The sequence below is a fragment of the Actinomadura terrae genome (genome assembly GCF_022751215.1).
Classification (GTDB): Bacteria; Actinomycetota; Actinomycetes; order Streptosporangiales; family Streptosporangiaceae; genus Spirillospora; species Spirillospora terrae.
In genome coordinates, this window is record NZ_JAICDG010000004.1 from 374632 (window position 1) to 387032 (window position 12401).

Consider the following 12401-nt stretch of genomic DNA (forward strand, 5'->3'; position numbering starts at 1 on the left):
ATGCGGCACAGGCTGACGGCGATCAAGAGCTTCTACGGCGCCGCCCCGCTGCACCTGCTCGCCCTGACGGTGTGCTTCGCGCTGGCCGGACACGCGGCCGTGCGGACCTTCTCCGCCCCGCACTGGCCTTGGATCTTCGTCTGGTTCGCCGGTGCCGTCATCGGCCACGACCTCGTGGCGTTCCCCCTGTACGCTCTGGCCGATCGTTCGCTGGTCCGGTTTCTGCGGGCGCTGCGCCGCTCCCCGGCCATGACACCGCCGCTCGTTCCGGCGGTGAACCACATCAGGTTGCCGGCCCTGGGAACCGGCCTGACACTCCTGCTGTTCTTCCCCATGATCATCCAGCGGGGCCGGGCCACCTACACGGCCGCCAGCGGACGCACCCAGCAGGACTACCTCGGCCACTGGCTGCTGGTCACCGCCATCTTGTTCGCCACCAGCGCCGCCATCTACGCCCTGCGACTCAGCCACGCACTACGCCACCGTCCTGCCCCAGGCAACTGATCGAGGATCGAGGTGATGCCGGCTCAGCGAGCCCTGCCAGGCCACCCGTTCCAAGGCGCCGGTCGGTGGCCGGTGATGGCGTGAAGCGCGCCGTCCAGGTCGGCGTGGAGGGGCAGGTCCCGATCGACGCCGGTGAGGCGCAGGATGCGGGCGACCCTGCCGTGCGCGCCGGCCAGTTCCAGCGCGATCTGGTGTCCGCGGCACCGTTTCAGCGCGTTGACCAGGACGCTGATGCCGCTGGCGTCGCAGAAGTTGATCCCGGTCAGATCCACCACGACCGCAGAGGCCGCGGTTCGATCGGTGATCGCGGTGGTCAGGCGGCCCAGCAACCAGCTGCTATTGGAGGCATCGATCTCACCGGCCAGCCTCACCAGCAGTTCGCCACCGGTCAGATCGGTGGTCTGGAACCTCAAAGCGGACCCGCGGTGGCGGCCGTCGGCACTCCGCGTCCCAAAGACTCTTTCGCCGGCGAGCCCGATCTCATCCGGCTCCGCTGTGCCTTCGCCGAGCGTGACCCGGTTGTTCAGCTTGGTCATCGCGATTCCCCCCTGGCGCGGGTCATGATTGCCACCAGGGACTGGAGTGGCGAAAAGCCGATCTTCGCTGTCAGGGTCAGCCTCCCATGAGGCATGACCTTCAGCATCGAATGTAGGCGGCACGAAGCTCACCTTCAAGCGAACATCAGCACCAAAGCAAGGACGCCCCCGCGTTCGGCGGTCCCGACCGGCCAATCCACCCCATCCGGTACGGCGCCGGACCTCCGCGGCCACCAGAGGTCATGGGCCGGACACCCCCTAGTTGTTTCCTCTGGTCGTCGGCGTCTCGTCGGCCGCCAAGATGATGGGGTCCAAGTCGAGTTCGCCTCGGGTGATGGCGGCGGCGACTTCGGTGAGTTTGCGGTTGTTGTTGCGGGCGTTCAAGCGCATCGCTGTGAAGGCCCGGTCGACCGAGACCTGGGCGCGTTCGGCGATCATCCCCTTGGCCTGTTCGATCAGGACGCGGGTGTTCAGCGCGGTCTGTAGTTGCTGGGACAGCAGCGCCTGCTCGCGGGCCGCGCGTTCGCCGACCAGCCCGATGGTGGCGATGTCGGCGAGCCCCTGTCCCAGGACGGCGCTGTCGGTGTCCAGGGCGCCGGGTTCGGTCTGGAAGAGGTTGAGCGCGCCGATGACCTGGCTGCGGAGCCGCATCGGCAGCGCGTGGACGGCGGCGAAACCCCGGCGTGATGCCACTTCGGTGAAGGCCGGCCAGCGGTCGCGGTCGGCGCCGAGGTCGGCGGAGGACACTGGCCGCCCGCTGGAGTAGCACTCCAGGCAGGGGCCCTCGTCACGTTCGAGCTGAAACACCTCCAGCAGCCGGGTCTGTTCAGAGGACGCGGCGACCAGTTGCAGCCGGCCGGTCTCGTCGGACAGCACCAGGCCCGCCTGATCTATCTCCAGTAGTTGCACGCACCTCTCGGTGAGCAGGTGCAGGAACTCGATCACATCGAAATCGGCCACCAAGGTGTCCGCCAACTCCACGAACACCCGTGTCAACAACTGCTCACGCGCCACGCCGCGCTCCCTTCGTTCGTGGGCGGGCTCCCGTCGGCGCCGCCAGGCGGTTCGTCCATCGGCCGGATTCATTCATCGGGATCGGATCCCGCGGCGCCATCGGGCGTGAACCGCAAAACGCGGTCCAGCACCTGCTGTGCGATCTCGGCCAGGCTCACACCGGTGGCGAACGCGTGCGCACGCAACCGGGCCAACGCCTCGTCCAGGTCAGCGTTGAGCTGGACCGCGACCATCCCAGTAGCCTGATACACCTCCGCACGGTCCTGGCCGAGTCCACCGGGCACGGCCGGCGTCGATCGGCCGTCCGTGCCGTCCGATCCCACGGTGTCCAGGGTGACGGTCAAGGCAACGCGCGCGAACACCAGCGCATCGGCCAGTTGCTCCTCCGACAGAGGCCCGGGCTTTGCCCGGTGAAGGACCAGAACACCCGGCCGGATCGCGCCCGCCTGCAACGGGAAGGCGAACAACGCCCCCGCCCCCGCCGCGACCGCCGATGCCGCAAACCAAGGCCAGCGGGCCCCGGCCCCCACCGAACCCAGATCAGCGACCAGCACCGGACCACCCTGCGTCCAGGCATCCATGCACGGCCCCTCACCCAGACCGAATTGCAGATCATCCAACCGCCGAGCCACCTCATCGGTCGCGTACAGCAACGTCCGCTGCCCCGGAGCGGTGACCAGCGACAACGCCGCCCCGTCCGTACCCGCCGAGGGGGCAACGGCTCGGCACACGTGCCCCACCGACATCGCCTCGGCGCCGACCAGCCCGGCAATCAGGGACCACACCCGTGAAGCCCTGTCCTCGTCCTTGATCACCATACGGTGATCACCGCCTCACCACCCGAAGATCCAGGTCTCGCCCTACCGGCCTGTCCGACCAGCTGGTCCCGCGCCGCCGACAACGCCATTTCCCGACCTGCCGACGCCCAACCGTCCCAGAGCAGAGGGGTCAGTACTCCGGTGGCATCGACGATGTCGGAGAGGAACTCCGCCGTCACAGGAGTGGCCTGGTGAGGTGGTCGGCGCTGCCGCCGCTCGGCGAGGACCACGTCGGCGCGCCGGGCGCGGCGGTGGGCGCCAACGGCGACGGTGGCGAGCACGGCGGCGTTCAGGCCGTGGTCGAAGGAGGCCGCCAGGATCGGCAAATGACCGCGGACCGACTTCGGTGCTTCTGCAAGAAACCACCAAACCCGAGTCTGGCGGTCGCTGTCGGCGAATACCGTTTTCACTGAAGGGTATGTTGCGATTCCAGAGGATGAAGGATCGCGAGGAGACTGTGGGGATTTTGGTCAGCTGGCGAGGTAAGCGTGATTCCGGAGGTTTCGGGCGCCTGCGTTTTGCTGGTTTCGTGGTACTCGCGATCATTGTCGCAGTGACGGCTTCGGCCGTGGTCGGGGTCGTTCGCAGGGGCCCATCGACAGACTCGACCAACATCTCGGCGCCACATGGCGCATCCGATGCCATTACCCGCTATCAGTGGAGGCTACGCGAGGTTCCTGGCGACTACCGAACCTGGGCCGAATTGGGAGGGGCCTATGTCGAGCGTGCCCGGATCAGCGCTGACCCTTCATATTATCCCAAGGCAGAGGGGGCGCTGCGGCGTTCCCTGGCACTGCACCAGGCCGATAATTACACCGCGATGGTCGGCATGGGTGCCTTGGCCAACGCACGTCATGACTTCCGCTCCGCTGCACGCTGGGGCGAGCAGGCCAAAATGATCAACCCCGCCAACCCGGATGTCTTCGGGGTGCTGACCGACGCCTACACCCAACTGGGGAACTATGAGGCGGCCACCGCTGCGGTCAGCCGCATGACAACGCTGGCCCCAGGCGTGCCCTCCTTCACCCGAGCCTCCTACGACCTGGAAATACACGGCGACCGGGCCGGCGCCCGCAAGCTCCTCATTCAGGCCCTGCGGACCGCATACACTCCATCCGATATCGCTTACTGCCGATACTACCTGGGTGAACTGGCCTTCCATGCAGGCGAATTCGGCCAGGCCGCCCACCAGTACCGTCTCGCTCGTAGCGCGGACGACTCCTACACCCCGGCGCTTGAGGGCATCGCGAAAACCGCGGCACGGCGTGGCGACCACGGCCAGGCTGTCAAATTGTTTCAGGTGGTGGTGGGCCGTATGCCGCAGCCGCAGTACATCATGGAATACGCCGAGTTGCTGAATTTTCTGGGCCGCGAACGCGAAGCCGATCAGCAAAACCGGCTGCTGGCCGACTCCCAACGACTACTTGCCGCGGGTGGCGTGGCCGACCACCTGTCGGCCTCCCAGTACGCCGCCGATACCGGTGATGCCCGCGAAGCCCTCAAACGGGCCCGGGCCGAGTGGAAGCGACGCCATAGCGTGATCGTCGCCGATGCGCTTGCCTGGGCCTTGCACCTGAACAAACAGAACCGGCAGGCACTTGGTTTCGCGAAGGCGGCAACGCGGTTCGGTTGGCAGAATGCGCAATTCTACCGGCATAAGGCGGCCATCGAACGGGCGCTCGGCGAGCATGAGGCGGCCCGCCGTGACGACGCGAGAGCCGCCCGCGCCAATCCCCGTCTGGACGTGACGGTCCCCGCGTTGGGGCATCTGGCATGAATGGTGCAGGTCGGCGGTCGCCGATGCGCACGGCGCCGGTGGTGCCGGCGCGGGCAGGCCGGGCATCGGTAGACCGGATACTGGTCGGGATGGCTGTGCTGGCCTTGATCGCGGGCCTGAGTTGTGGATCGGCCGCTGCCGCGGCGGCGCACCCACTGGGCAACTTCACCGTCAACCACTATGACGGCCTGACGCTGCTGCCCGACCGCGTGGACAACCTCGCGATCGTGGACTCGGCGGAGATCCCCACCCTCCAGGAGCGAAGCACGGTCGACTCCGACCACGATGGCACGGTGACCTCCGCCGAGTTGGGAGTCTTTGCGCGGGATACATGCGCCCGGCTGGGCCGGGCCCTATCGGTGAAGGTGCGGGGCCGTGCACTGGCCTGGCGAATCGGATCGTCCTCCTCCGTCCACACCTCGGGCGCGGCGGGCTTGCCGACCAGCCGAACCACTTGCGCCATGACCGCGCCGGCATCCCTCAGGCCGGGGGACCAAGTGGAGTTCACCGATGGCTTCCGCGGCGACCGCATCGGCTGGCGTGAGATCACCGCGGCAGGGAAGGGCGTGCAGATCGACCACTCACCGGTTCCGCAGCGGAGCGTGAGCCGGCAACTGCGGCGCTATCCCGGCGACCTCCTGGCATCTCCGCTCGACGTGCGTTCGGTCACGCTGAAGGTCGGGCGTGAGAGCGGCTCCCCGAGGGGCGCGCTGCCCGATCTGCCCGCGGCCGACGTCGTGACCCGCACGTTGAATCATCTGACCCGCTACTTCGACTCGCTCGTCGCGGCCCGGCACCTGACCCTCCCGGTCGGGTTGCTCGCGCTGTGCCTGGCGGTCGTTCTCGGCGCCTCCCATGCCGCCATGCCAGGCCACGGCAAAACCGTGATGGCCGCCTATCTCGCCGGCCGCCGCGGGGGCCTGCGCGACGCCGTCGTCGTCGCCGCCACGGTCACCGTTACCCACACCGCGGGCGTCCTGGTTCTTGGTCTGCTTGTCAGCGGATCGGCGTCCTTCGCAGGCGAGTCCCTCCTGCGGGTGCTGGGCCTGGCCAGCGGCCTGCTGGTGGTCGCCATCGGCTTCGGTCTGCTGCGCAGCGCATGGCATGCCCGCCGCAGCCTCGGCTCGGTGGCCGGCCATCCCCAACCCGTCCTCGAACCGGTGATGGCAATGGCCGGCCACGCTCCCGACCCTCCACACGGGCATGGGCACGGGCACGGGCACGGGCGAGAACATCGTCAGGGTGGAGGCGTTAGCCGCACCTGGTTGCTTGGTCTGGGCGTCGTCGGAGGGCTGGTGCCCAGCCCCTCCGCGCTGGTGGTACTACTCGGCGCGATCGCGCTCGGTCGTACCGGGTTCGGCGTGGCGCTGGTTCTCGGGTACGGCGCCGGTATGGCCGCCACGCTCACCGCGACCGGTGTGCTGCTGGCTCGCCTCGGCCACGTGCTGCGCCGGGTGCCGTTCTGGCAGCGAGCAAGGAATCTGGCCGGTTACACCCGCTTCCTGACCGCCGGGCTGGTGATCGTTGTGGGAACCGGGCTTGCCCTGCGCAGCCTCGCCGGTTCCGCCTGAAGGCATAACCCCGGCCCCCACCCTGCCGCCTCGGTGAGACACATCAACGACTCACTGCGCGCAATACACCGCGATCGCGGCCTACCACCAGCATTCTTCAAAGAGTGATCAAGTAATGCTCCATGTTCCCTTCGGGAGCGTGTTCGTTTCGGTGGCCGGGTATGACAGTTCTGGTGATCGAATACGAGTATTAGCTGACCGGCGCCGTGTCTGTGCCGTGCCGAAGGGAACAGTGGAATGCTTCAACTGCGTGAGCGTGTGCGTGCAAGAAAAACTCTCATCGCGGCGACAACGGCGGGCACGCTCGGCGCGGCCAGCATGCTGGCCGCGCTAGGGCCAGGTACGGGCACGGCATCAAGCCACCGGGAGGCGCCGCTCATCGCCGGAGACCCACAGGCTGACAACACCGACGTGTACGCCTTCACCAGCCCCGACGCCCCGGACACCGTAACGATCGCCGCGAACTGGATTCCGTTCCAAGAGCCCAACGGCGGCCCGAACTTCTATCCTTTCGCCACAAATGCCCGCTACAACATCAAAATCGACAATGATGGTGACGGGGCCGCCGACATCACCTATCGCTGGACCTTCCGGAACGAGGACCGCCGGGGCAACGACACGTTCCTGTACAACAACGGGCCGGTCAGGTCGTTGCGCGACGCGACGCTGCTGTTCCGCCAGCACTACACGCTGACCGAGATCACCAAGGATCGGACCCGCACCCTGATCAAGGACGCGATCGCCGCGCCGTCCTTCGTCGGCAAGGCGTCGATGCCCAACTACGCCGCACTCCGGCAGCAGGCGATCGAGGCCGTGCCGGGCGGAGGCAAGACCTACGCCGGGCAAGCCGATGACTCGTTCTTCCTGGACCTGCGGGTCTTCGACCTGCTGTACGGCGGCGACCTGAGCGAGACCGGCACCGACACCCTCAGGGGCTACAACGTCAACAACCTCACCCTGCAGGTGCCCAAGTCGGCCCTGGCGCTCAGGGGAAACACCAGCCGCAACCCCGTGGTCGGCGTCTGGGCCACCACCGACCGGCAGGGAGCAGGCGTCGGGGTGGGCAAGGCCCCGGCCGGCCAGTACCCGCAGGTCTCCCGGCTGGGAAACCCGCTGATCAACGAGGTCATCTCGCCCGCAGGTCTCAAGGACGCCTTCAACCGGCTGGACCCCTCGCAAGACCACACCGTCAAACCGCTGGTGAACCGTGTCCTCGACCCCGAAGTGCCGCGGCTGATCGAGAAGATCTACAAGATCAAAGCGCCCGCCGTCCCGCGCAGGGACCTTTCAGAGATCTTCCTGACCGGCATCTCCAAGAACTCCGGTGGCCCGATCAAGGCCGACCTCAACTCGCAACTGCTCAACAAGGACGTCAACACCAAGCATTTCACCCCGGCCGAGGAACTACGGCTGAACATGGCCGTCCCCCCATCCTCCGAACCGAACCGGCTCGGAGTGCTCGCCGGCGACCTGCAAGGCTTCCCCAACGGACGCCGACTCGCCGACGACGTCGTCGACATCGAGCTCCAGGCCCTCGAAGGGGCGGCGCAGACCGGCAAAATCGTTCCGGCGCTGGCCAAGGGCGATCGCGTCAACACCAACGACAAGCGCTTCGGCCACTCCTTCCCCTACCTCGCACTCCCGCACAACAGCGGGTCAGGCAGCGCCATGCCCAACGGCGGAGCCGCCACCGGCGGCGGATCCACCTCGGGCCTGCAACACCCCGGCCTGCTCGGCCTCGGCGCCGCCCTCATGACCGCCGCTGCCGGAGCGGTGATGATCCACCGGCGCGGGCGCACCATCTCGCCGGGCTGAATGATCCCGCGCACCGCAGCCGCGTGCCTCCACGCCGCGCTGGCCGCTTTGGGCCGCCGGGACCGCACTGTCCCGGCGGCCGCGGCGATGCTGGCGGCCGCCGGCGCCGGCGTCATCGCGTCCACCCTCGCCCTTCAACAGCACGCGCCGCAGCCACCACTCACCGCCGCGAACGCAGCGGCCCCACCACAGCAGCCTGCCTCGGCAGCACTCGCCGGCGAACCCGGGTCGTCGGCGCCCCCGCTTGACTACGCCGCACCGACCCGGATCCAGATCCCCGCGATCAAGGTGAACGCCGCGATAATCCCGATCGGCCTGCACGAGGACGGCAGCCTCCAAGCGCCCGTACTCGGCCCGGACTACGACAAAGCCGCCTGGTACACCGGCTCCGCCGCACCCGGCCAAGCCGGAACCGCAGTCATCGAAGGCCACCTCGACTCCGCCCGCAGCGGCCCCTCCGTCTTCTACCGGCTCGGAGCAGCACGACCCGGCGACGTCATCACCATCATCCGTGCCGACCACCACGACGCGACCTACAGAGTCGACACGGTCAGGCGGTATCCCAAATCCGCCTTTCCCACCGACACCGTCTACCGCGACACCGACATCCCGACACTCCGACTGATCACCTGCGCCGGCCACTTCGACGCCGACACCCACCACTACACCGACAACACCGTCGTCTCCGCCACCCTCACATCATCTCGTGGAAGCTGATGTGCCCCGAGTTCGCTGGTGCCGGCCTAACGGAATCTCATGGCGGTAGACGGGCCGGGACACCTCGGCCCACGGTCTGCTTGCCGAGCGCGGCTGTCATCTCCGGGGCCTCTTTGAGGCCGTCGTCGATCTCGCCTGTGATCGTTCCGGCCGGGTACGCCGGGGTTGGTCGCGGGCCGGTGGTCACCATGGGGACAGGACGAGGGCCTGGACGGTCAGCGCGGTCAGCGCCTGTGCGGCCAGCCAGCCGCGTGCCGGGAGGCGGTGCAGGGCGGCGGCGGGGATGATCCAGGCGGCGTAGGGGATCCAGATCCGTTCGACCTCACCCTTGGTCACTCCTGAAAGGTCCAGCGCGAAGGTGCCGAGCAGCGCCGCTCCGACCAGGAGCGCGATCGGCAGGTTCGGGTGCGCGGCCGCTGAGTCGATCTTCGAACCCGTCGACGGCCCTGGCGCCCCCGACCCTGACAGGAGGGCACGGGGGCTCCGCCGGAGCGTGTGCAGCGCCCCCGGGAGTGCGTAGGCGATGGCGGGGCCGGTGAGCAGGCCGAGGACGGCGAAGTCGGCGAAGGCGTAGTAGGCGAAGGAACGCTGCGCCGATCCGCGGCTGATCAGGTAGGTCTCGTGGGTGGCGCGGACCCCGTCCCACCACCAGAACCCGCCGGCGGTGAGCAGGGCCGGGACGGCGCCCAAGCCGCAGGCCAGCGCGACCAGGACCGGGGGGCGCGGGCGGCTGAGCACCACCACGGCCAGCGGCACGGCGTAGAGCGGCAGCAGGCCGTAGCTGAGGTAGGGCAGCGCGCCCAGCAGGATCCCGCCGAACATGGCGGCCACGAGGTCGCCGTACCGGTTGCTGCGGGCGGTCGCCACCGCCAGCAGCGCGGTTCCCCACGCGCCGGTCGCGAGGAAGAAGGCGTCCATCGTGGTAGCGATCCACAGCGCCGGCGGCGCGAGCACCAGGAATGGCACGGCGGCGCGGGCGACCCGTTCACTGGCCAGGCACCGCAGCGTGACGGCGATCGCGATGACCGCCGAGCTTCCCGAGCCGATGAGGAGCACCGCCGCCCAGCCCGTCCCGCCGAGCCCGGCCTCTTGCAGGAGCCACAGCACCAGCATGGGCAGCGGTGGGTGGCCGCGTACCTGGGTGGTGTAGCCGCCGAGCCTGTCGCTGAAGGTCGCCAGCCATGCCAGCGGATCCGGGCTGAGCTGCGGTAGTCCGGCGAGATACTCGGTCGGCGCCTTCAGCGGCTGAGTCAGCGCGTCCGCCCCGTCGGCGGCGGCCAGCGCGACCGCCCACAGCGCCGCGATCGCCCAGGCCGCCAACAGTGCCGTCGGCCAGCGAAGCCGTCGTGCCAGCGCCGGCAGCGCCGCGACGGCGACCGCGGCCACGGCCGCGGCGGGCAGCATCTGCCAGGTCAGCAACCTGGCGTGGGCGAACAGCGGCGGGAGCGGGTCCTCGGGCGCCAGTCCCGCCCGTCGCCGCCACCACCCGACGGCGAACGCCGCGGCGATCCCGGCGGCCCACACGGCCACCGCGATCCGGCCGGCTCGCCGCGCGCGCGGTCCGGGCGGGCCGGTTCCGGTGTGGCGCGGCCGGGGATCGGTAAGGGTCACGGCCGCCCAGCCGGACGGGGTGCCAGCGCTGGACGGAACGTTGCGGAGCGCAGGGCGACGAACCACCGATCCGCCTCCTGCCAGGTTCCGGTGATGGTCGCGGCGCAACCGGTGGCGACGCCATGGATCGCATCGACCGATACCCGCGCCCAGTTGAACCACTCGCCGACCCTGCCGGGAGCGCGCAGCCGCAACGGCTCGATCTGGGAGTCCGACCCCGGTGGTCCTACCTCGATCAGGACGCGTCCGCCGGGGGCGAGCAGGTCGAGGACCCGCCGCAGCAGCGTCTGCGGGTCGCCGCCGATGCCGATGTTGCCGTCGGCCAGGAGCGCGGTGTGCCAGTGTCCGGTGCCGGGTACCAGCCCGAACACGTCCCGGCACAGCGCGGGCCCTCCTGCCTGGACCGTGAGCGCCACCGCGTAGGGGACGACGTCGATGCCCAGCACGGGGACGCCGCGCTGGGCCAGTGCCACCGTCAGCCGTCCTGCTCCCGACCCGACGTCCAAGGTGGTGCCCGCGCACCGGGCCAGCAGTCCGCCGTCGCCGGGCCGCAGGGTCAGCCAGTCCTGGATCGGCAGCGGCCGGCGGCTCCCGTCGGAGTGCTCGATCTCCACCGGTGCGCGCCCTTGCAGCGCTTCCTCGTACAGTTCACCGATCACGCCGGGATGCTCCTGACTCCGAGCATCCGCACCGTCGCCGCGAACCGGCCCCGCCGGGCGGAGGCGGCGACGGCGGCGGCGTCGGCGGCGGTGTCCACGTCGGTCAGCTCCGGCAACAGCCTCACATCCAACCCGGCCGCCTCCAGCCGCGCTAGCTGCCGCGTGCCGGTGTCGGAACGCGACATCGGCACGCCGTACAGCAGCCGCACGTCGGGGCGGCGCAGCCCCAGCAGCCAGAACCCGCCGTCGCTTGCCGGCCCGTACACCGCGTCGGCTCGGCGCAGGGCGCGGCACGCGCGGGCGAGGAGCGCGGGCGTGACCTGCGGGGTGTCCATCCCGATCAGGACCAGCGGGCGGCCGTCGTCGGCGTCGGCGAAGGCGTGCGCGAGCCGCTCCGCCAGGCCGCCGCCGCGCTGCGCGATCACATGGAACCCCTCCGGCAGCCACGCCCCGGGCGTGCCGGCGAGCGCGAGGGTGCGGCGGCCGGCGGGAGCGGCGGCGACCGCGGCGAAGGTGTCGGCCAGCGCCGCCTCGGCCAGCGCCGCGGCCTCGGCGGGAGTGTAGGCGGGCGTCAAGCGCGTCTTCACCTGCCCGGGAAGGGGCTCCTTGGCGATCACGACCAGGTCCGAGGCCGGCGCGGCGCTCACGGGGTGACCTCCAGCAGGACGCGACGCATGTCGCGGACGGCGCGGACTGTACCCCCCAGGGTCCCGGTCACCTTCGAGGTCCCGGTACGGGGACGATAGGCCACCTCGACCTCGGCGATCCGCCACCCCGCGCGGGCAGCGCGCAACACCATCTCCAACGGGTAGCCGAAACGGCGGTCCGCCACGCCCAGCGCCAGCAGTTCGGCGCGGCGTGCGGCGCGCATCGGGCCGAGATCATGGAGCCGGGTCCCGGCACGCCGGTTCAGCGACCGCGCGAGCACCGCGTTGCCGAGGCGGGCGTGCGGCGGCCACGCGCCACGTCCGACCGGACGACGGCGCCCCAGCACCAGTCCGGGCCTGACCGGCTCCTCGGCCTTGCTCACGGATTGGAGTCCGTCAAGTGCGCCAACCAGCCGGGACAGTTCGGCCGGGTCCAGCGAGGCGTCGGCGTCCATCACGCACACCACCTCGCTGCGGGCCGCCAGCAACCCGGCGTGGCAGGCGGCGCCGAACCCACGCGTCGGCGCCGCGACGACCTCGGCGCCGCGGTCGGCGGCCACACGAGCGGACTCGTCGGTGGAGGCGTTGTCGACCACTAGGGCACGGAATCCCGCGGGCATCCGCGACAGCACCCACGGCAACGCCTCCGCCTCGTTGAGACACGGAAGCACCACGTCGATCACATGTCCGGCGCTACTTGCATTCATGCGATCACCCCCGTTACGGGCTGAT

Annotated in this window: 13 protein-coding genes; 5 read left to right on the top strand and 8 right to left on the bottom strand. The window is 69.8% G+C overall.

Annotation, left to right across the window (positions count from 1 at the left end):
• Entirely contained in the window at positions 1 to 504 is a 504-nt protein-coding gene (locus K2F47_RS26295; RefSeq protein ID WP_242907998.1) for a hypothetical protein, read from the top strand.
• Positions 505 to 527: 23 nt separating this feature from the next.
• Here K2F47_RS26295 and K2F47_RS26300 read toward each other — a convergent pair whose 3' ends face one another.
• The 4 genes from K2F47_RS26300 to K2F47_RS26315 all read right to left on the bottom strand — a co-directional run bounded on the left by K2F47_RS26300 (position 528) and on the right by K2F47_RS26315 (position 3282).
• Positions 528 to 1040 (bottom strand): STAS domain-containing protein, encoded by a 513-nt coding sequence (locus K2F47_RS26300; protein ID WP_242908000.1) that lies wholly within the window; start codon positions 1038 to 1040, stop codon positions 528 to 530.
• A gap of 258 nt (positions 1041 to 1298) precedes the next feature.
• Complete coding sequence (locus tag K2F47_RS26305) at positions 1299 to 2054, bottom strand: GAF and ANTAR domain-containing protein (RefSeq protein ID WP_242908002.1); 756 nt, start codon at positions 2052 to 2054, stop codon at positions 1299 to 1301.
• 68 nt (positions 2055 to 2122) lie between these two features.
• Positions 2123 to 2872, bottom strand: coding sequence for a GAF and ANTAR domain-containing protein (locus tag K2F47_RS26310; protein WP_242908003.1), 750 nt, complete (start codon positions 2870 to 2872; stop codon positions 2123 to 2125).
• Positions 2866 to 3282 (bottom strand): hypothetical protein, encoded by a 417-nt coding sequence (locus K2F47_RS26315; protein ID WP_242908004.1) that lies wholly within the window; start codon positions 3280 to 3282, stop codon positions 2866 to 2868. Before K2F47_RS26315 ends, K2F47_RS26310 begins: the two co-directional genes overlap by 7 nt.
• Before the next feature lie 26 nt (positions 3283 to 3308).
• On the opposite strand from K2F47_RS26315, the gene K2F47_RS26320 reads away from it, so the two are divergent.
• From K2F47_RS26320 to K2F47_RS26335, 4 genes are all read left to right on the top strand, one after another.
• Complete coding sequence (locus K2F47_RS26320) at positions 3309 to 4649, top strand: tetratricopeptide repeat protein (protein ID WP_242908006.1); 1341 nt, start codon at positions 3309 to 3311, stop codon at positions 4647 to 4649.
• A gap of 89 nt (positions 4650 to 4738) precedes the next feature.
• Positions 4739 to 6220, top strand: a complete 1482-nt coding sequence (locus K2F47_RS26325) for a High-affinity nickel-transporter (protein WP_242908008.1) — start codon at positions 4739 to 4741, stop codon at positions 6218 to 6220.
• 237 nt (positions 6221 to 6457) lie between these two features.
• Entirely contained in the window at positions 6458 to 8035 is a 1578-nt protein-coding gene (locus tag K2F47_RS26330; RefSeq protein WP_242908009.1) for a DUF4331 domain-containing protein, read from the top strand.
• Positions 8036 to 8752: a class F sortase gene (locus K2F47_RS26335; RefSeq protein ID WP_242908010.1), complete on the top strand. Its 717-nt coding sequence runs from the start codon at positions 8036 to 8038 to the stop codon at positions 8750 to 8752.
• Between the two features lie 183 nt (positions 8753 to 8935).
• On the opposite strand, the gene K2F47_RS26340 is transcribed toward K2F47_RS26335, so the two are convergent.
• From K2F47_RS26340 to K2F47_RS26355, 4 genes are all read right to left on the bottom strand, one after another.
• Positions 8936 to 10282 carry a hypothetical protein gene (locus K2F47_RS26340; RefSeq protein WP_242908011.1) on the bottom strand — a complete coding sequence of 449 codons (1347 nt, stop codon included), beginning with the start codon at positions 10280 to 10282 and terminating at the stop codon, positions 8936 to 8938.
• Between the two features lie 77 nt (positions 10283 to 10359).
• Entirely contained in the window at positions 10360 to 11022 is a 663-nt protein-coding gene (locus K2F47_RS26345) for a class I SAM-dependent methyltransferase (RefSeq protein ID WP_242908013.1), read from the bottom strand.
• The gene (locus K2F47_RS26350) at positions 11019 to 11669 is read right to left on the bottom strand and encodes a TIGR04282 family arsenosugar biosynthesis glycosyltransferase (RefSeq protein WP_242908015.1); all 651 of its coding nucleotides are present in this window, start codon (positions 11667 to 11669) and stop codon (positions 11019 to 11021) included. The genes K2F47_RS26345 and K2F47_RS26350 overlap by 4 nt, the downstream gene beginning before the upstream one ends.
• Positions 11666 to 12376 carry a glycosyltransferase family 2 protein gene (locus K2F47_RS26355; protein ID WP_242908017.1) on the bottom strand — a complete coding sequence of 237 codons (711 nt, stop codon included), beginning with the start codon at positions 12374 to 12376 and terminating at the stop codon, positions 11666 to 11668. The genes K2F47_RS26350 and K2F47_RS26355 overlap by 4 nt, the downstream gene beginning before the upstream one ends.
• Positions 12377 to 12401: the final 25 nt, after the last annotated feature.

What these genes read in the sequence shown, in the direction of transcription:
- K2F47_RS26295 (WP_242907998.1), top strand. Translation starts at nt 1, where the DNA reads ATGCGGCACAGGCTGACGGCGATCAAGAGCTTCTACGGCGCCGCCCCG.
- K2F47_RS26300 (WP_242908000.1), bottom strand. Translation starts at nt 1,040, where the DNA reads ATGACCAAGCTGAACAACCGGGTCACGCTCGGCGAAGGCACAGCGGAG.
- K2F47_RS26310 (WP_242908003.1), bottom strand. Translation starts at nt 2,872, where the DNA reads ATGGTGATCAAGGACGAGGACAGGGCTTCACGGGTGTGGTCCCTGATT.
- K2F47_RS26320 (WP_242908006.1), top strand. Translation starts at nt 3,309, where the DNA reads ATGAAGGATCGCGAGGAGACTGTGGGGATTTTGGTCAGCTGGCGAGGT.
- K2F47_RS26325 (WP_242908008.1), top strand. Translation starts at nt 4,739, where the DNA reads ATGGCTGTGCTGGCCTTGATCGCGGGCCTGAGTTGTGGATCGGCCGCT.
- K2F47_RS26330 (WP_242908009.1), top strand. Translation starts at nt 6,458, where the DNA reads ATGCTTCAACTGCGTGAGCGTGTGCGTGCAAGAAAAACTCTCATCGCG.
- K2F47_RS26335 (WP_242908010.1), top strand. Translation starts at nt 8,036, where the DNA reads ATGATCCCGCGCACCGCAGCCGCGTGCCTCCACGCCGCGCTGGCCGCT.
- K2F47_RS26355 (WP_242908017.1), bottom strand. Translation starts at nt 12,376, where the DNA reads ATGAATGCAAGTAGCGCCGGACATGTGATCGACGTGGTGCTTCCGTGT.